This is a genomic window from Shewanella frigidimarina, assembly GCF_003797125.1.
GTDB lineage: Bacteria > Pseudomonadota > Gammaproteobacteria > Enterobacterales > Shewanellaceae > Shewanella > Shewanella frigidimarina.
The window spans coordinates 644,301-662,843 of the sequence record NZ_RKKE01000001.1 but is presented as its reverse complement, the minus strand read 5'-3'; the positions used below and the strand labels follow the sequence as shown (position 1 = coordinate 662,843).

General features: G+C 41.7%; 17 protein-coding genes. 9 read left to right on the top strand and 8 right to left on the bottom strand.

The annotated features are described in order from the left end of the window. Positions 1-106 precede the first annotated feature (106 nt). From EGC86_RS02915 to EGC86_RS02890, 6 genes are all read left to right on the top strand, one after another. Entirely contained in the window at positions 107-2,596 is a 2,490-nt protein-coding gene (locus EGC86_RS02915; RefSeq protein WP_123776570.1) for a S9 family peptidase, read from the top strand. A 102-nt stretch (positions 2,597-2,698) separates the two neighbouring features. Further along, entirely contained in the window at positions 2,699-3,841 is a 1,143-nt protein-coding gene (locus EGC86_RS02910; protein ID WP_123776569.1) for an HDOD domain-containing protein, read from the top strand. 335 nt (positions 3,842-4,176) lie between these two features. Further along, on the top strand, positions 4,177-5,394 hold the full coding sequence (locus tag EGC86_RS02905) for an aspartate aminotransferase family protein (protein WP_011638738.1): 1,218 nt from the start codon (positions 4,177-4,179) through the stop codon (positions 5,392-5,394). 117 nt (positions 5,395-5,511) lie between these two features. After that, the gene (gene astA / locus EGC86_RS02900) at positions 5,512-6,531 is read left to right on the top strand and encodes an arginine N-succinyltransferase (protein ID WP_011638737.1); all 1,020 of its coding nucleotides are present in this window, start codon (positions 5,512-5,514) and stop codon (positions 6,529-6,531) included. A gap of 9 nt (positions 6,532-6,540) precedes the next feature. Continuing rightward, positions 6,541-8,001 (top strand): succinylglutamate-semialdehyde dehydrogenase, encoded by a 1,461-nt coding sequence (gene astD, locus EGC86_RS02895; protein ID WP_011638736.1) that lies wholly within the window; start codon positions 6,541-6,543, stop codon positions 7,999-8,001. 69 nt (positions 8,002-8,070) lie between these two features. After that, positions 8,071-8,871: a DUF1338 domain-containing protein gene (locus tag EGC86_RS02890; RefSeq protein WP_102037572.1), complete on the top strand. Its 801-nt coding sequence runs from the start codon at positions 8,071-8,073 to the stop codon at positions 8,869-8,871. A 77-nt stretch (positions 8,872-8,948) separates the two neighbouring features. On the opposite strand, the gene EGC86_RS02885 is transcribed toward EGC86_RS02890, so the two are convergent. The 4 genes from EGC86_RS02885 to crp form a co-directional block, all read right to left on the bottom strand. Next, positions 8,949-10,283 carry an ATP-binding protein gene (locus tag EGC86_RS02885; RefSeq protein ID WP_123776568.1) on the bottom strand — a complete coding sequence of 445 codons (1,335 nt, stop codon included), beginning with the start codon at positions 10,281-10,283 and terminating at the stop codon, positions 8,949-8,951. Then, complete coding sequence (locus EGC86_RS02880) at positions 10,280-10,954, bottom strand: response regulator transcription factor (RefSeq protein WP_123776567.1); 675 nt, start codon at positions 10,952-10,954, stop codon at positions 10,280-10,282. The genes EGC86_RS02885 and EGC86_RS02880 overlap by 4 nt, the downstream gene beginning before the upstream one ends. Next, the gene (locus EGC86_RS02875; RefSeq protein WP_011638732.1) at positions 10,935-11,285 is read right to left on the bottom strand and encodes a PepSY domain-containing protein; all 351 of its coding nucleotides are present in this window, start codon (positions 11,283-11,285) and stop codon (positions 10,935-10,937) included. Before EGC86_RS02875 ends, EGC86_RS02880 begins: the two co-directional genes overlap by 20 nt. A gap of 131 nt (positions 11,286-11,416) precedes the next feature. After that, entirely contained in the window at positions 11,417-12,052 is a 636-nt protein-coding gene (gene crp, locus EGC86_RS02870) for a cAMP-activated global transcriptional regulator CRP (protein ID WP_101085253.1), read from the bottom strand. Between the two features lie 297 nt (positions 12,053-12,349). Between crp and EGC86_RS02865 the strand changes: the two genes are divergently transcribed. Next, entirely contained in the window at positions 12,350-13,129 is a 780-nt protein-coding gene (locus tag EGC86_RS02865; protein WP_011638730.1) for a tetratricopeptide repeat protein, read from the top strand. Between the two features lie 238 nt (positions 13,130-13,367). Here EGC86_RS02865 and EGC86_RS02860 read toward each other — a convergent pair whose 3' ends face one another. From EGC86_RS02860 to EGC86_RS02850, 3 genes are all read right to left on the bottom strand, one after another. Further along, positions 13,368-14,264 carry a phosphoribulokinase gene (locus EGC86_RS02860; RefSeq protein ID WP_011638729.1) on the bottom strand — a complete coding sequence of 299 codons (897 nt, stop codon included), beginning with the start codon at positions 14,262-14,264 and terminating at the stop codon, positions 13,368-13,370. A gap of 133 nt (positions 14,265-14,397) precedes the next feature. Then, positions 14,398-14,646: a YheU family protein gene (locus EGC86_RS02855; protein WP_059744600.1), complete on the bottom strand. Its 249-nt coding sequence runs from the start codon at positions 14,644-14,646 to the stop codon at positions 14,398-14,400. A 24-nt stretch (positions 14,647-14,670) separates the two neighbouring features. Next, positions 14,671-15,672 carry a hydrolase gene (locus tag EGC86_RS02850; protein ID WP_123776566.1) on the bottom strand — a complete coding sequence of 334 codons (1,002 nt, stop codon included), beginning with the start codon at positions 15,670-15,672 and terminating at the stop codon, positions 14,671-14,673. Positions 15,673-15,784: 112 nt separating this feature from the next. On the opposite strand from EGC86_RS02850, the gene EGC86_RS02845 reads away from it, so the two are divergent. Then, entirely contained in the window at positions 15,785-16,297 is a 513-nt protein-coding gene (locus tag EGC86_RS02845; protein ID WP_123776565.1) for a TAT leader-containing periplasmic protein, read from the top strand. A gap of 23 nt (positions 16,298-16,320) precedes the next feature. Next, positions 16,321-17,910 (top strand): GMC family oxidoreductase, encoded by a 1,590-nt coding sequence (locus EGC86_RS02840; RefSeq protein ID WP_123776564.1) that lies wholly within the window; start codon positions 16,321-16,323, stop codon positions 17,908-17,910. 72 nt (positions 17,911-17,982) lie between these two features. On the opposite strand, the gene EGC86_RS02835 is transcribed toward EGC86_RS02840, so the two are convergent. Then, positions 17,983-18,474 carry a TIGR02444 family protein gene (locus EGC86_RS02835; RefSeq protein WP_123776563.1) on the bottom strand — a complete coding sequence of 164 codons (492 nt, stop codon included), beginning with the start codon at positions 18,472-18,474 and terminating at the stop codon, positions 17,983-17,985. Positions 18,475-18,543: the final 69 nt, after the last annotated feature.

Sequence of the window (18,543 nt, the reverse complement as noted above, 5' to 3'; positions counted from 1 at the left end):
CGGGTTCATTATCACGTATTCTGTTACAACTTCTGCAACTAATCTGGCTAAATTCTCGCGTCTATTTGTGCTATAAATAGCGCTTAAAATAATAAAAGGGATAACCATGACAAGCTTTATGCGAAACTTTGCGGTGAGCGCACTTTCTTTGGCAATGATAAGTGGTTGTGCTGCCACGGCCAAACATGACGATACAATGGTTATCGCAGCGCCGAGTGCAACAACGTTGACCGTGCCATTAGCACAGCCTCCAAAAGCCCAGCAACCGTTGACACTTAATCAAATTATGGCCAATCCAGATTGGATGGGAATTTTTGCTCAAGGAGCTTATTGGAGCGATGACAGTCAATCGGTATATTTCAGTCGCCAAGCACATCAATCTCCGGTCCGTGATTTTTATCAACAAGCTATTGGACAGTCCGAGGCAAACAAGCTTGCACTTAATCAGTTGCACCTTGCCGATCAGCGTAATGGTGTATTGGATCAGGCCAAGACTCAAAAAGCCTATATTTATCAAGGTAACGTATTTGTAAAAAATTTATTAAACAGTGAAATAAAGCAAATTACTCGTCAAAATGATGCGATTAATAGCGTACGTTTTTTAAATGGTGGCGACCTTGCATTCTGGCAAGGTAATAATATTTTTCGTGTACACCAGTCTAGCGGCCTAGTAGAACAAATTGCCGAAATCCAAATGGAAAACGAACCTAAAACGACGCAGCAGCCAAGCAGCTTTATTGCTAAGCAACAGCATAGACTTATTCAATATGTTGCCATGGAACATGACAACAGTGTCACACGTGATGAATACCGAGATTCATTGGCTAAAGCCGATCCTACTTTTTCAGCTAAACCTTGGTATTTAGGTGATGCTGAAGTGGTTTCAGAAATGAGCCTGTCGCCTGATGGACGTTATGTGATATTGGCCTTAACGGACAAAAATTATGATTGGCGTGCAGAACACGACATTATGCCGAATTATTTGGGCCAAGAAGGTTATGTCGATCCTGTGCCAGCACGTTCACGTGTTGCAGAAGACGCTTTTCCAGGTCAACGTTTAGTGCTACTCGACCTTATTGAACACAATAAAAAAGACATTACCATCGAAGGTCTAACTGGTTTTGATCAAGACGTATTGGCGAGTGTCAAAACTGAAAATGCTAAGGCCCAAGGCAAAAGCTATAAAAGTGAAAAAGCCCCGCGTTTAGTACAGTTAATGCAAGATTGGGAGTGGAGCCAAAGCGCAATTCAGTGGCATGAGTCTGATGATAAATTATTAGTGATGCTGGAAGCCGTTGACAACAAAGATCGCTGGATCGCCAGTGTCGACCTTCAAAAAGGTAAACTAACAACCGAACATCGGTTACATGACGATGCCTGGGTAAACTATAATTTTAATCAATTTGGTTGGATAACTGGTACAGATAGCATTTACTACTTATCCGAAGAGTCTGGTTTTTCTCAGCTCTATACTAAAACGGCAGCTGGCAAAGTAGTCGCTCTTACCAATGGCAAATTTGTGGTTGATAATGTGACGTTATCAACCGACGCAAAACACTTTTATTATCGTGCTAATAAAGACCATCCAGGTAGCTACAATGTTTACCGTGTAGAGATTGCCACAGGTAAAACAGAGCAACTGACTCAGTGGATGGGCACATTGGATTACAATTTGAGCCCTGATGGACAATCATTGTTACTAACGGCTTCATCTGCTGTTCACCCTGATGAACTGTACATTCAACCTATTGGCGGAAAAATGAGCCAATTAACGCATTATACTAGCCCTGAATTTACACTATATCCTTGGCAAACACCGCAGATAGTGACGGTTCCTTCAAGCCATGGGGCGGGAAACATTTATGCGCGGGTTTATTTGCCTCAAGGTTATGATGCTACCCAAGCAGACAAATATCCTGCTGTAGTGTTTAACCATGGTGCTGGATATTTACAAAATGCTCATTATGGTTTCTCGGGGTATTTTCGTGAGTTCATGTTCCATAACCTCCTAACCCAACAAGGTTATGTAGTGATGGACATGGATTACCGTGGTTCAAAAGGTTATGGCCGTGATTGGCGAACCGCTGTGTATCGCAACATGGGGCATCCTGAAGTTGAAGATTTAAAAGATGGTGTAGCATGGATGGCAAGTAATACTAACGTGGATGCACAGCGTGTGGGCACTTATGGTGGTTCGTACGGTGGTTTCCTTACCTTTATGGCGTTATTCAATGAGCCTGAGTTGTTCCAAGCAGGAGCCGCATTGCGCCCTGTAGCTGATTGGGCACATTATAATGCACCTTATACCTCTAATATTTTAAATACGCCTGACGTCGATCCTATCGCTTATGAGCGTAGCTCACCAATAGAGCATGCTCAGGGGTTACAGAAACCACTATTGATCATGAGTGGTGTGTTAGATGACAACGTGTTTTTCCAAGACAGTGTGCGCATGGTGCAACGGCTTATTGAATTAGAAAAGCCGATGTTTGAAACGGCAATCTATCCTGTCGAACCGCATGGATTTAAGCAACCTTCAAGTTGGTTAGATCAGTATCGTCGTATTTATAAACTGTTTGAACAAGAATTGAAGTAATCGGCTCTGAGTTAAAAAAAACAAATAAATATCTATTAAGGCTTCCTTTGAGAAGCCTTAATTTTTATGACTAAGTGATGAAAACTGTAAAAGGCAATGTGAGTGGCAATATCAATAGCAGGTGGAGTTCGGCCCGGAAAAGTCATTGAGATTGAGCGCCGACTCTATAAACAACTTATAGTGGGTAAGCATAAAGCTAATGCTATGCCTGATGAGTTGAGCGCAGAATTAGAAGAGAGCGCTAATAAACTTGATATTGAGCGTAAAGCATTAAAAATGCGTCTTGAGAAACAAGCAAAAGAGAAAAGTGTATATGTTGAGGTATCCGCACTGTTAATTCATACAGTTAATAATGCGATAGAGCATCAATTAGCTCATCCTCAAATGATATTAGAAGCATCAGCAATTAGCGAAAATCAAATTTTATTGTTAGACCTTTTATTACACCCAGATCTGAACATTAATCGACTTCGACCGATTATCGAAAGTATTAACTGGTTATCACGTGATTTAATCAATTTAATTAATAGTCCAGCATCTCGTCACCGCCGCCCTAAACATGGCGATGTTCAAGTGACCGACATTAAGCTAGTGCTTAACTACATTGGTATTGAAAATTTACGTTTGTTGATCCCTTATTTTTGTTTACGTAACTGGTTACCTTCAGGTAACGCTAACTTATTATGGATCACCCGCAAGCTTTGGCGTTACAGCATGGTAAGTGCCATAGCAGCGCAAACCTTAGCAGAGTTACATAATGAAGAGCCTGGTTTGGCTTATAGCTGTGCGTTAATGTACCAATTTTCTACCTCGATTATATTGAGCCAAAGTGGGCGTATATTTGATAACACTTGGGGGACTTGGTTACGAGAGGCAAGCCATAGCCGAGAAAAACAAGTTTACGATGCCATTATGGCAACAGACTTTCCTGCCGAGGAAGTATTGGGGCAAGTATTACTCCATAGCCACCGTTTAAATTGGCAACTATTGAGTTTACTGAAATTTGATGATTCCCCGATTACACAAGTGTTAAAAGAGTTAGACCACGATTACCACTTTACAGAGCTATCAGCCCATGCCGCCATTGTGGCTAAGGCTAGTTGTTATGCCAAAGTGCTTTTGTTAGAAGAGCAACAACAAATCGATCCACAAGAGAAACGTATTATGTTTGATTATTATCAGTTTTCGGCGCAAGAACTGATTAGGCTTAAAGGCCAAAATTTTCGGAAGCTTGATTTACTTTAAATAGCTTTTTTCTATCAAAAGGGTAAATGTTAAATATGTGTAATTATTCACTTTTGATGAATAGCTACACAAATTCGAGTCAAATAACTTTTTTTATGACTATTTATGCTTCATAACCCCCGATAAATGCGTTGTTTAGTCATATTTATCAATCTTTATGCAGAATACCAATAAGGCCTGCAGAAGTTAATTGTACTGAACTGGTATTTTGATCACATTTTCGCTAATAATGTCGCATAAATAACACAAACTTCCGCTAATGCACTTACAGAATATAAAGCAGACAGCGGAAACAGCGGCTTTCAAGCCGCTTACAACCTGAAGGATGAAATGCAATGAGTGTAGAAATGAATCTAACCCGTGCCCAATTCGATGAAGTTATGGTGCCTAATTATGCGCCTGCCGCTGTTATTCCTGTTCGCGGAGCAGGTAGCCGAGTATGGGATCAAGAAGGTAATGAATTCATCGATTTTGCCGGTGGTATTGCAGTAAATTGTTTAGGTCATTGTCACCCAGCTTTAGTGTCAGCATTAAAAGAGCAAGGCGAAAAGTTATGGCATTTATCAAACGTAATGACCAACGAGCCAGCACTAGAATTAGCGACAAAGTTAGTTAATGCCACATTTGCTGAGCGCGTCTATTTTGCTAACTCGGGTGCAGAAGCCAATGAAGCAGCATTAAAATTAGCTCGCCGTTATGCATTAGATAACCATGGTGCAGATAAAGACCAAATCATCGCATTCGATAAAGCGTTCCACGGCCGTACATTCTTTACTGTAACAGTTGGCGGACAAGCTGCTTATTCAGACGGTTTTGGCCCTAAGCCACAAAGTATTACTCACGTGCCATTTAATGATATCGCTGCACTTGAAGCGGTAATTTCTGACAAGACTTGTGCCATTATGCTTGAACCTCTTCAAGGTGAAGGCGGGATTATCAATGGTGATCCTGAGTTCTTAAAAGCAGTACGTCGTTTAGCTGATAAGCATGACGCATTAGTGATTTTTGATGAAGTACAAACTGGTGTAGGCCGTACTGGTGAGTTATTTGCTTACATGGGTACAGACATCGTGCCAGATATTTTAACCAGTGCCAAAGCGCTAGGCGGTGGCTTCCCTATTGCTGCAATGCTAACTAGCGCAAAAATTGCTGCTCACCTAAAAATTGGTACTCATGGTTCTACTTATGGCGGCAACCCACTGGCTTGTGCTGTAGGTAATGCAGTAATGGACGTGGTTAATACCAAAGAAGTGTTGGACGGAGTTAAACATCGCGAACAGTTATTCCGTGATGGTTTAGCGGCTATTAACGCCAAATACAACGTATTCAGTGAAGTACGTGGTAAAGGCTTGTTAATCGGTGCCGTATTAAATGAACAATATGAAGGTCGTAGCCGTGACTTCTTGGTTGCTTCTGTTGCTGAAGGCCTTATGAGTTTGATGGCTGGTGCAAACGTTGTGCGTTTTGCTCCTTCATTAGTGATCCCAGAAGCAGACATCGCAGAAGGCTTGTTGCGTTTTGAACGCGCAGTAGCAAAAGTGGTTGCTGGTTAATTTGCAAATTTAGTGCAGGCTTAGCTTGCACTAATTTGTTTGGGTACGCCAATTGGGTGAATACGCGTTGAAATGTATTTCAGCGCGGTTCGCTTATGGCGCAATGAGGAGATTAAGATGTTAATCATACGTCCTATCCGTGCAAGTGATTACGATGCACTTTATGGTATCGCAGTTGAGTCAGGCCACGGTTTTACATCTTTACCAGTTAACGAAGAGTTACTGCGTTCGAAGATTGCTAGGGCAGAGGCATCTTTTATCAAGCAAATTGATAAACCTTTTGACGAAGGTTATTTAATGGTGCTTGAAGATACAAAGACCAATGAAGTTGTCGGTACCTGTGGTATTGAAGCCGCCGTCGGCATGCAAGATGCTTTTTATCATTACCGTTTAGGTACTGAGGTCTATCATTCTCAGCAAATTTCTGTTCGCAATGAAGTTGAAACCCTCACATTATGCCACGACTACACTGGCGCAGCAGAAGTGTGCACCCTGTTTTTAAAAGACGGATATCGCAAAGGCAACAACGGCCGCATGTTATCACGCTCGCGCTTTTTATTATTAGCACAGCATCCTGAGCGCTTTGGCGATACCGTTATTGCTGAAATGCGTGGTGTGAGTGATGATCATGGTGACTCGCCGTTTTATGAATGGTTACAACATCACTTTTTAGGTATCGATTTTGTTGAAGCTGACTACTTGTCTGGTTTAGGCAAAAAAGCCTTTATGGCCGAAATGATGCCGCGAAACCCCGTTTATGTTTGCATGTTGCCTAAAAAAGCCCAAAAAGTGATTGGTGAAGTGCATAAAAACACCAAGCCAGCATTGCGTTTATTACAAGCAGAGGGTTTTAAGTTCCGTAATTATGTCGATATTTTTGATGGCGGCCCAACGGTTGAATGTGCACTAGCTGAGATCCGCTCAGTGAAAAAGAGCCGTTTATTGACCGTTTCAGTTGGCAAGATGCCACATGCCGATCATCATTTTATTATTTCCAACACCTCGCTTGCTGATTATCGTGCGTCAGCAGCTAAATTGTTGGTCTCTGATGAACACGACAATGTTGTGCTCAGCCCTGAAATCGCCGCTGGTTTACTGGTGAGCGATGGCGAGCAAATTCGTGTTTTAGCAATGTAGGAGCAAGAAATGACACAATATATTCAAGGTCAGTGGTTAGCTGGCGAAGGTCATGAAATCAATTCAAAAAACCCTGCCAACGGTGACGTAATTTGGCAAGGTAACACGGCTACTGCTACTCAAGTGAATGCAGCTGTAGATGCCGCTCGTGCGGCACAGTTTGATTGGTTTATGCTGGGTTATGAAGCTCGCTTAGCCATAGTCGAAGCGTATCGTGCACAACTAGAAGCTAATAAAGCCGAGATCGCAGAAACCATCGCTCAAGAAACCGGTAAGCCACAGTGGGAAACTGCCACTGAAGTGGGCGCTATGATTGGCAAGATAGCATTGTCAGCAAAAGCCCATGACAAACGTACCGGCACTGAAACCAATGATTTACCTGCAGGGCGTGCCGTATTACGTCACAAGCCTCATGGTGTTGTAGCGGTATTTGGCCCTTATAATTTCCCAGGCCATCTACCAAACGGACACATAGTACCAGCATTATTGGCCGGTAACACAGTGGTGTTTAAGCCATCAGAATTAACGCCTAAAGTGGCTGAGTTAATGCTGAAGTGTTGGGACAAAGCTGGTTTACCACAAGGTGTGGTTAACTTAGTGCAAGGTGAAGTTGAAACCGGTAAAGCATTAGCATCACATCCACAAATTGACGGTTTATTCTTTACCGGTAGTTCACGTACTGGGCATATTTTACATGAACAATATGCTGGCCTCCCAGGTAAGATTTTAGCCTTAGAAATGGGCGGTAATAATCCGCTTATCGTTAAAGGCGTTACCGATACCAAAGCTGCGGTCCATGACATTATTCAGTCTGCTTATATTTCGTCTGGCCAGCGTTGTACTTGTGCCCGTCGTTTATATATTGAAGAGGGCGCACAAGGTGATGCGTTAATCGCAGAGCTAGTAAAGGCTATTAAGCAAATTAAAGTGGGTGCTTGGAACGTTCAACCACAACCTTTTATGGGCTCGATGATTTCTGAAACCGCTGCACGTGGCATGGTTGCCGCACAGGCGACACTTCAGTCATTAGGTGGTGTTTCATTAGTTGAGTTAGTGCAAGTTGAAGCTGGTACTGGTTTAGTCACTCCAGGCTTAATAGATGTCACTAAAGTCGCTGAGTTACCTGATGAAGAATATTTTGGTCCATTATTGCAATTAGTGCGTTACAGCGATTTTGACCAAGCTATTCATCTAGCCAATGCGACTCGTTATGGTTTATCAGCTGGTTTATTAGCGGATAGCCGTGAAGATTACGATTACTTTTTAGCGCGCATTCGTGCTGGTATTGTTAATTGGAATAAGCAGATTACAGGCGCATCAGGTGCGGCACCATTTGGTGGCGTTGGCGCTTCAGGTAATCATCGTGCAAGTGCATTTTATGCTGCTGATTACTGTGCTTACCCTGTCGCTTCAATGGAAGCAGATGCCGTAAGCTTACCTGCTACTTTAAGCCCTGGTTTATCAATTTAACTGATAAATTCATCGCATGATCCGTGCTGGTGACTTTGTTCACCAGCCTTATTTTAGAAGGATTTAACCATGCATACTGACGTTAATGCTTTATTTGCTGCCTTATGGCAAGACTACATTAAGATGACGCCTTCAGCGGCGAAAATTCATCAGCTTTTAGGCCATGGCGCGCCAATCATCAATGACCATATCGCTTTGCGTACTTTTAATATCGCTAAAGTAAATTTAAGCGTATTGGCTAAACATTTCACCTCTATCGGTTATGTCGACAGTGGTGATTATAAGTTTGAGCAGAAAAAGCTGATAGCTAAGCACTTTGAACATCCGGATCCAAAACAGCCAAAGGTGTTTATCTCTGAGTTGTTAGTTGAAGAATTTAGCCCTGAGCTGCAAAAGAGCATCCATGGTTTAATCGATCAGGTTGATATTGCGGCAACCACGGCAGATAACTTCATATATTCTGGTCGTCATTGGGATGTAGATAAAGCGACTTACCAAGCATTACTTGCTGAAAGCGAATATGCTGCGTGGGTTGCTGCGTTAGGTTACCGTGCCAATCACTTTACGGTTTCAATTAACGATCTGCCTGAATTTGAGCGTATTGAAGATGTAAACCAAGCCTTAAAGCAGGCTGGGTTTGTGTTAAATAGCTCTGGCGGTGAAGTTAAAGGATCGCCAGAAGTCTTGTTAGAGCAGTCTTCTACCATGGCTGATAAAGTGGTTGTGAACTTTACCGATGGCGATGTGGAAATTCCAAGTTGTTTCTATGAATTTGCCCGTCGTTATCCAATGGCTAATGGTCAGCTTTATACTGGCTTTGTTGCAGCATCTGCCGACAAGATTTTTGAAAGTACCAATGCAATGATGTAATGTTTATGCATGGACGAAAAAGACCTAATTGATCGCTCAGTTAGGTCTTTTTTATTGCTTATTCTAGGCAAAAAAGCTTAGTTGCTCATCAATATACTGACATTAAGCCCTTGTAATATATTACTTCGACTAAATTGCAATACAAAACCATATTGGTCACAAATCTCTTTAACAATCGATAAGCCCAACCCGTGGCCAATAGTTGCTTCATCTAGTCGGGTGCCACGAGAGGTTAATAATGCAATTTGCTCTTGTTTTACACCGAGACCATCGTCTTCAATTTTAATTAATATCACTCCTGATGGTAATTCTTCGATGCTGACATGAACCTGTGAGTTTGCCCATTTAAAGGCATTGTCGAGCAGATTGCCAAACAGCTCCATACCATCTTCGCGATGTATTGGAATACGACTAATATGTTGCGGATTCACAATGCTGCAATCAATGCTCCGCTGATGATGCACTTTATGTAACGTTTGGATTAAGCTATCAAAATCTTTTGGCACCGCCAGTTGTGCTGCGGGCAGCATGTCTCCCGTTATCCTTGCTGCAGCCAATTTACGTTCAATCATTTTATGAACTAAATCTAATTGCTGCTGCATTGCTATAGCGGCATCCGGATGAGTGAGCCCAAGCGCTTCAACTTGTTGCTGCATTACGGCTAATGGGGTTTTTAAGCCATGGCTTAGATTACCTAGATTATTGCGACTACGTTCAATTTGCTTGGCTGTATAGTCTAATAACTCATTATAGGTTTCGGCAAGAGGGCGGATCTCCGCTGGAATTTGTGAAATGGCTAATGATGCTATTTCACCTTCGCGCAATTTAGCCAGTGCCCCTTGTATTTGATTCACTGGTTTAAACGATTGGCGTAAAATAATGAAGATACCGGCGATCATCGCCAATAACATGCCGATATTAATTGCCAGTTTAGTACCAAACACTTCGCTAAAAACACGTCGTCCGATACTGAGATCTTGGGCGACAGTTAATGTGGCTGTGTTGTGGCTATTTGGTGCGCCGATGCCGATAGATAACAACTGCATATCATTGTTTTTTGGCCCTTTAGCCTGCCAAACTCGTTTCTGCTGTGCTTGTAACTGTTCAATTTGTAATTCGGCATCCCACAATGAACGGGATCGAATAGTGCGGTCGGGCAGATTTAATTGGAAATAACGCCCTGAATAAGCTGGTCGGTAAAAGCTGGATAATTGGTTTTGGTCGATAACGATCTCACCCTCATCGAGCCTAGTGGCGATAATGATATGTTCTAAATCTTCTTCAAGACGATTAATAATAGAGTCATGAAACGCATCACGAAGCATCGACTCAAATAAAAATAAGCCTATTAGCGTAGCAATAATAATTAAGCCACTGAGCCAGAGGCTTAATTTAAACCGAATGGAAATCATTCAATAATGCCATGGAAGATATAACCCTGACCACGCCGAGTTTCGATAGCGGTTTTACCGAGTTTTTTACGTAAGTGTGTGACATAAACTTCAACGACGTTACTTTCTTTTTCATCATCAAATTGATAAAGTTTATCAGTAAGCTGTTGCTTCGAAAGAAGCTTCTTTGGTGACATTAAGAATATTTTCAGTAACCTAAACTCCATCGACGTCAGCTCATATATGTGTTCGCCAACCGTTACCTTTTGCTCGTTTTCGTCTAAATTAATCCCTGCATAACATAGCTGCTTGGATGACGAGTTAACCCGTCCATGGGCTCTATGGATGAGTGCTTGAATACGTGCGAGGAGTTCTTGCGCATGAAACGGTTTGCCTAAGTAATCATCTGCGCCAGCATTAAAGCCTTCAACTTTTTCATGCCACTGACTTCGGGCAGTTAACATGATTACCGGGGTATTTATGCCACGTTCACGCCATTTAGTCACTAATGACAAGCCATTTCCGTCAGGTAATCCGATATCTAAAATGACACAGTCATAATCAGTTTCTTTCATCAAATAATCGGCTTCAATAGCTTTGTCTGTGACATCCGTAATATAACCAGCTTGCTTGAGTTGTTTTTCAAGCTCGGCAACGAGTAAAGGGTTATCTTCAACGAGTAACAGTTTCATGTTTAGTACATTCGCTCGGTAATTGAGTCAATGAATCTTGCATACCGTTAGCTGCATCTAATTGCAGATTAACAACATGCCCTTGTTTTAGCTTAAATTGTAGATCATAGCGCCATTTATCTTGGTGCTGATAAAGCTGGGCGTCGATTAAGTGACCATCACAATACTGCGACAACCAAGTCAAGTAATCATCTAATGAACGTATATTACCAGAAGATACTAATTTTTGGACGTTGTCATGGTCCAGAGGGAGTTCTTTTGCGGGAATATCTTGTTGATTAATGGTGATGGCCATTAAGCTGCTTATTGCTGTTAAGAACAAGCTATTCATGGGCGCTCCAAAATGAAAAAGTGGCGTTCAGAGTATGAACACCACTTTAAGTATCTTGGCTTAAATCAAGCTGAAGCCTATATGATTAAGGCATAAACATTTAGCTTGATTCGTCGTTAGCCCTTAGTTATTTAGCGCGTACCGTAAACTACGATCGTTTTACCGTGTGCTTGGATCAAATTTTGTTCTTCAAGCATTTTTAAAATACGACCAACGGTCTCACGTGAACAACCAACAATTTGACCAATCTCTTGACGTGTAATCTTAATTTGCATGCCGTCAGGATGTGTCATAGCATCGGGTTGTTTTGCAAGGTGTAATAACGTTTGTGCAATGCGACCAGCAACGTCAAGGAACGCTAAGTCGCCTACTTTTTGGCTAGTACTTTGTAAACGATAGGCCATTTGCGCCGAAAGTTTCATCAAGATTTCAGGATTTACCTGAATCAATTGCTTAAATTTCTTGTAAGAAATTTCTGCAATTTCACATGCTTGTTTAGCACGAACCCATGCAGTACGTTCAGATTGCTCTTCAAACAATCCTAATTCACCTATAAAGTCGCCTTGATTTAGATAAGAAAGGATCATTTCTTTACCTTCTTCATCTTTGATCAATACAGCGACGGAACCTTTGACGATGTAATATAGAGTGTCAGACTCTTCACCTGCGTGAATTAAAGTACTCTTTGCAGGGTACTTATGAATGTGACAATGTGAAAGAAACCATTCTAATGTTGGGTCAGGTTTTGGCTTACCAATCAGAGCCATACGATGTTCCTCGATTGATTAAAAATGAAAGTAAGTAATGTCTAATTAAGCATTCTACGCTATTGAAACCGTGAAAACTTTGATAGAGATCGTATTTAGAAGTGTGCGTAGTGTATATTAACTTGTTAAATTTAAGATTAAATTTATCTCATTTGTGATGACGGTCGACTTTTTTTGTGAATTTGTCTTAATCATCACTACGATTGAATTATTGCTAATGTCATTTGTCTATTGTATTGGATCCATGAGTTAGCTAATGTTATTTAATCAGCTTCATAAATAGTTGTCGAGGTATGTGTGAAAAAACTGAGTCAAATCGGGTTTATTGCCTGTGTTGTTTTATTAAGTGGACTTAGTTCATCTGTAAAAGCGTTTGTTATCCCGCCCTCTATTGAGTCTCAGGCGGCGACTAAGCTGGTTCATATTCAGATTAAAGCCAAACAGGGCAATGCAGATGCACAATTTTTATTGGGTTTAATGAACCTTTCCGGACGATTTGTTACTCAAGATACTAAGCAAGGATTAAGCTGGGTTAATCTTGCTGCACAACAACACAATATTAAGGCGCAACAAACATTAGCTGATTTAGCCTTTGACGGTAAATTAATTCCGCGTGATTTAGCGCTGGCAGAAAAATGGTATCTGCAAATGGTCGCACAAGGAGATAAGTGGGCTCATTTTCGTTTAGGGTTTATTTATTCTGCTGGTGGTGATGGTGTAGTGCGTAATTGCGGCAAAGCAATGGAGCAGTTTAGTGCTGCGGGGGATGCCGTTTCAATGGGCAATATTGCGTGGATATTAGCCACGTGCCCTGAGGCCGAATACCGAGATGGTTCGCGTGCAGTATCAATGTCATTAAAATTACTCGAGCAAAATCAAAATGATCCAACGGTATTAGATAATCTTGCGGCCGCGTATGCTGAGCTTGGAGATTTTTCTGCGGCAATTGATACCCAGAAAAAAGCAATTGATGCGTTAAAGGATAATCCTGAGATTGTGCGCAGCGATGAGTTTATTTTACGTTTGAAACAGTATCAAAATAATCAAGCTTATCGAGAAATTATCCCACTGATGTAATGCTCAGGATAAGCAATGTGAGTCATTTACTATTATCAACCGGTCCGTGTATTGACTTGTTTATCAGAAGGGATAATAGCTGATGTGAGTGCTTGAGCATCGATGTTGTTTGGTTTCGTTGATGTGCTCAATGCGCTAACAGAAAAAAGGGGGAATTAGCACCCCAAGCACATCAACTGCCGTTCTTTCGCTCGAAATCACGATGCGGCTATCTTAATTGTTCTGACTTAAATCAAACTTAATCGAGTTTGATATCATCAAGGTTTTGCAACTCTAGACGTTTATCCATTAAGTCTTTAACCAAAGGCGTTAAAATTAATTCCATAGCCAGAGACATTTTTCCACCAGGAACAACTAGTGTATTGACGCGTGACATAAATGAGCCTTGGATCATGTTGAGGTAATAAGGGAAATCAACATTATTAATACCGCGAAAGCGAATCACTAAAAAGCTTTCATCTAAGCTTGGTATGTCTTTTGCGCTAAAAGGATTTGAAGTGTCTACAGTCGGCACTCGTTGAAAATTAATGTGTGTCCGTGAAAATTGTGGCGTCATGTGCTTGATGTAATCGTCCATACTACGGACTATCGAGCCCATGACTTTTTCACGACTATGGCCTCTATCGTTTGTATCGCGAATAATCTTCTGGATCCACTCTAAGTTAACAATCGGCACCATGCCTATCAAAAGATCAACATGTTTAGCGACATCGGCATCTTCCGTTACCACACCACCGTGCAGTCCTTCGTAATAGAGCATATCGGTATTGGCTGGCAAATCACGCCATTGAGTAAATGTACCTGGCATTTGATTAAATGGCACCGCTTCATCAAAGGTGTGTAAGTAGCTGCGGGTTTGGCCATTACCTGTATCACCATAACTGGTAAAACATTCTTCGAGCTTTTTGAAATTATTCGCTTCGGGACCAAAATAACTTAAGTTTCGATTTTCAGCCTGTGATTTTCTAATTAACACTTCCATTTCAGCGCGGGTAAAATTATGGAAACTATCCCCTTCAACGAATGCAGCATTGATACCCAACTGTCTAAAAATATGAATGAAGGCAGTTGTGGTCGTAGTTGTGCCAGCACCGGATGAACCGGTTACAGCAATAATAGGATGTTTTGCTGACATATTATTTGCCTAGGTAATGTTGTGGACGTGAAAAATCGAGTCACTAGTTATACGGTAATCATCACCCGTGGGTCAATTATTCGCAGGTAACAATGTGATCATTTTGTAGTAAAACCATCGTTTTGTATTACAGCTAGTCGAAAGATGAGCGTGAAATATGCTCGCGTTGCCTAATGGCGATAGACTCATCATCCTCACTATATTCAACCACTAGCTCGCCCTTTTTTAGTGCTAGCTTACATTGGTCCATTGCGCGACTTAATTGTTGCTCGTCTGCGTCACTAAAACTGCCATCTTCCAGTTGTGATAACAGATATTCTTTTATCATACGCTGAAGTACTTCTTGAGGTAATGAAAGTAACGCTTCATAAGGCACAAGCATGGTGTATTTCCTATTTTTGACTGACTAAAGAAGCGGGGCTTCGTGTTCGGTTGCTGTATCACCTGCAGTTCGAATAAACTCGATAATGCGACGCTCGAGGTAAAAGCGCGGTTTCCAAGGCCAGCCACCTTCAACAAACCCTACATGTCCACCACACTCATGCAACTCGTATTCAACCATAGGTGATAATTGAGCTTGCTTTGGGATCACTTCATCGGTCATGAAGGGGTCATCTTTGGCGTGGATGACTAATGTAGGCTTGGTGATATGCTGCAAATAGCCAAGGCCGCTAGATTGTTGATAGTAATCATTTACGTCAATAAAACCATGCAAAGGTGCAGTGACTTTATCGTCAAACAAATAAAAGGTATTGAGCATTTTGAGCTGCTCTTTAGTGATCGGCATTTGCTCGGTTAAATCTGCGGTGTTGATTTTGTCGAGCATTTTGTGTTGTAAGCGTTTAATTAAAAAGCGTTGATACAGAGTTGAAAAGCCACTTTCTAAGCGTTTAGCACAGGCTCCTAGCGTGAGAGGGGCTGACACCACCACAGCACGTTCAAGTAAGCTATGTTGTTTTTTACTGCCTTGGTATTTTGCCAGTACATTACCGCCCAAGCTGTAGCCGACAGCATACAATGGTGAGTCTGGATAGTAATGCTTTAGTTGCTCTAGGGTATGGGCTAAGTCGTTAACATCGCCGCTATGATAACTGCGAGCTAAGCGATTGGGTTCACCAGAACACCCCCTATGATGGTGAACAACAGCAGACATTTTGGCTTTTTTTGCTTCGATGAGCATTCTGCGTGCATAATGCGATTCAGTGTTACCTTCAAGACCATGAATGATCACTAAGATAGGCGCGCCATTTTGGGCCTGGCCTAGCCAATCTAAATCGATAAAATCGCCGTCGGGTAACTCTTGTCTTTGCCTAAATGTTATTGGTCTGGCCACTTTAAAAATGAATGGTAGAATCGTTTGTACATGCGGGCTAGCAGCCCACCAAGGCGGAGTGAACAAGGTTTTCATAAAAGGAATATTTCTGTAATAGTTTGTGAAAATTTAAACGTATGTTTAAATGTTGCTCATACCACTCTATCACATAAAAAATAGAGACAATAATAAACTCAAGGGGAAGTAAATGAAGCGGCGTACCTTTATTACGGGTGCTTTTGCTGGAACGGCAGCAATAGCACTAGGCGTTAATTTATATTCACCCAGTATCACGACTTCTAGCGATGATATTCATCACCGAGTGTTGTTTAGTGTATTGCTGCCAGTGTTCTTAGACGGTGCATTGCCCGAGGTTCCTAGCCATAGAGACATCGCGATAAATCGCACATTGGATGCAATTTCACAATCAATTACCCATTTGCCGATTGAACAACAGCAAGAGCTGATGGAATTGTTAGAGTTGCTTGAAGGACGCTTTGGTTTATTGTTGCTCAGTGGCAGTATGACACCGCTATTAATGCGTGAACCACAGCAATTGATTGACATGTTAGAGTTTTGGCGTAACAACTATTTGGACATGTTAACAACCGCTTATAACGGATTACGTGAATTGATAATGGCAAGTTACTACGCCTGTCCGGAACATTGGGGCAATTTACGTTATGTAAAGCCTACTTTCTTGGTGCCTAACGCGCATTAACCCCTTATGTAAGGAGCTCTACCTTGGCCATTATTGATCCTATTATTACCGGATTAAGTGCAGGCTGGCATCATATTGATGCCAGTACCTTAGAAATGGATCGTCACTTTGACGCTGATGTTGTTATTGTTGGTACCGGAGCGGGCGGCGGCACCGCAGCAGAAATACTCACTGAAGCTGGATTAAAAGTGATTATGATTGAAGGCGGCTCGCTTAAATCATCAAGTCATTTTGATATGGAAGAGCGCCACGCTTATCCGAATTTGTACCAACAAGCAGCTGCAATGAAAACTGCTGATAAAGGCATTGGTATATTTCAAGGTCGAACGGTAGGCGGTTCAACCACGGTCAATTGGACTACTTCCATTAGAACCCCCGAGCAAACCTTGGCCTTTTGGGAGCAAGAAAAGTCAGTAAAAGGCCTGTCTTCGCAAGATTTACTGCCTTGGTTTGAGTTAATGGAACAACGGCTCAACATTGAGCAGTGGCAGTTTGAACCCAATAGAAATAATGGTGCATTGCGCGAAGGTTGTGAAAAACTGGGTTGGGATTACACCGTTATTAAACGTAATGTTAAAGGTTGCTGGAATACCGGTTATTGTGGCATGGGTTGCCCCGTAAACGCCAAGCAATCAATGCTAGTGACCACCATACCTGCTGCCTTGGACAAAGGCGCAACGCTGATTTCTCGCGCCAAGGTGATCAAACTTGAACACAAAGGCGATCAAGTTGTTGGTTTAACGGCGCAGGCATTAACCGAAGGGTTAATGCCAACATCGGTGAACATTACCTTTAGCGCTAAACATTATATTTTAAGTGCGGGTGCAGTTCATACACCAACGATATTAATGCGTTCTAACACCCCAGATCCACATAAACAATTAGGTAAAACGTTTTTACATCCGTCATTGTTATCGGGCGGTATTTTTGCAGAACAAATTAATGGTCACAGTGGTGCGCCGCAATCTATCTATTCAGATGAATTTGTTTGGCGTGATGGCGCGACTGGCGATCTAGGTTATAAACTTGAAGTTGCGCCTGTTCATCCCGTGTTGATTGCATCTAAAACTATTGGTTATGGTGTGAGCCACGCACAATTAATGGCTAATTTTAACCAAATGCAGGTGACTATTGCGCTTATTCGTGATGGTTTCAATCAACAATGTCCAGGTGGTCAGGTAAGATTAACCGACACGAGTTTGGCGTTAGATTATCCTTTAGATAAAGGTTTTTGGGACGGTGCTCGTAGGGCATTTTTGTCTATGGCCGAATTACAATTTGCTGCAGGTGCCAAAAAGGTGTTGCCGATGCATGATGGCTTGGCTTTTCTTAATTCGTGGAGTGAAGCAAAGCAGGCTATTAATAATGCCGATTTAGGTTTATTAAAAACCATTGTCGCGTCGGCCCATGTGATGGGCGGTTGTGCAATGGGTGAAGATAAAACTCTTTCAATGGTCGATGGTTTTGGTAATTCGCATTACCTTGAAAATTTATCGGTGATGGATGGTTCGGTATTCCCAACCAGTTTAGGCGCGAATCCGCAGTTGTCTATTTATGGTATTGTGGCTCGAAATGCAACGGCATTAGCACAAAAATTGACTCAAACTGGCTAGATTAACTACCTTGATATGCCGCCGCTGGGCGGTATATCAAGGTAATATTACAAGTCGTAACCAGACAATGTGTTACGAGTTAGTCAAACCTGCTTGGGTGGTTAATTCAGCCATAATGCTTACATCTAAGCCAAATAAGCTAAGATAGTGTTGTATATTACTCGGCTCAGTATTATCAGGCTCAGTATCTAACGTTGTCCCCTGCAGCAAGTTCAATTTATGCAATAACATGTACTGAGATTTACGTTCCATAATTAGCTCTACGTCGAGCATTTTTTGATATTCTTCACTGTCTAAGTGTACTTTAGCAATCCGACGTAATCGTCGATAAGGTTGCAACACATTTTCTTCCCATTGTTCTATAGCACCCGTTAATAATTCCCACTGCTGCTGGGTTAACACATAATGTTGTTGATCTAGGTATTGAGCTAATAGTAAAAGGTTAACATTTACTTGGTAACTATCTTGTAAGCTTATGTAAAATTTAGGATTAATTGAATAGTTTTGTTCGCAATCGCGCCAAGTTAAATAGCTGAATGTTTGGTGGTGAGAAGGCCGCGACATACCGTATTCCTTGTTGCCTTTGTGATGCTATTTTACACCACAAATGACAATAAAATAATGAAGAGCAAT

Bases quoted from the DNA above. Each gene is read 5' to 3' on its own strand.
- EGC86_RS02905 (WP_011638738.1), top strand. From the start codon at position 4,177: ATGAGTGTAGAAATGAATCTAACCCGTGCCCAATTCGATGAAGTTATG.
- astD (WP_011638736.1), top strand. From the start codon at position 6,541: ATGACACAATATATTCAAGGTCAGTGGTTAGCTGGCGAAGGTCATGAA.
- EGC86_RS02915 (WP_123776570.1), top strand. From the start codon at position 107: ATGACAAGCTTTATGCGAAACTTTGCGGTGAGCGCACTTTCTTTGGCA.
- EGC86_RS02875 (WP_011638732.1), bottom strand. From the start codon at position 11,285: ATGAATAGCTTGTTCTTAACAGCAATAAGCAGCTTAATGGCCATCACC.
- crp (WP_101085253.1), bottom strand. From the start codon at position 12,052: ATGGCTCTGATTGGTAAGCCAAAACCTGACCCAACATTAGAATGGTTT.
- EGC86_RS02855 (WP_059744600.1), bottom strand. From the start codon at position 14,646: ATGCTTGTGCCTTATGAAGCGTTACTTTCATTACCTCAAGAAGTACTT.
- EGC86_RS02885 (WP_123776568.1), bottom strand. From the start codon at position 10,283: ATGATTTCCATTCGGTTTAAATTAAGCCTCTGGCTCAGTGGCTTAATT.
- EGC86_RS02845 (WP_123776565.1), top strand. From the start codon at position 15,785: ATGAAGCGGCGTACCTTTATTACGGGTGCTTTTGCTGGAACGGCAGCA.
- EGC86_RS02890 (WP_102037572.1), top strand. From the start codon at position 8,071: ATGCATACTGACGTTAATGCTTTATTTGCTGCCTTATGGCAAGACTAC.
- EGC86_RS02860 (WP_011638729.1), bottom strand. From the start codon at position 14,264: ATGTCAGCAAAACATCCTATTATTGCTGTAACCGGTTCATCCGGTGCT.
- astA (WP_011638737.1), top strand. From the start codon at position 5,512: ATGTTAATCATACGTCCTATCCGTGCAAGTGATTACGATGCACTTTAT.
- EGC86_RS02880 (WP_123776567.1), bottom strand. From the start codon at position 10,954: ATGAAACTGTTACTCGTTGAAGATAACCCTTTACTCGTTGCCGAGCTT.
- EGC86_RS02850 (WP_123776566.1), bottom strand. From the start codon at position 15,672: ATGAAAACCTTGTTCACTCCGCCTTGGTGGGCTGCTAGCCCGCATGTA.
- EGC86_RS02835 (WP_123776563.1), bottom strand. From the start codon at position 18,474: ATGTCGCGGCCTTCTCACCACCAAACATTCAGCTATTTAACTTGGCGC.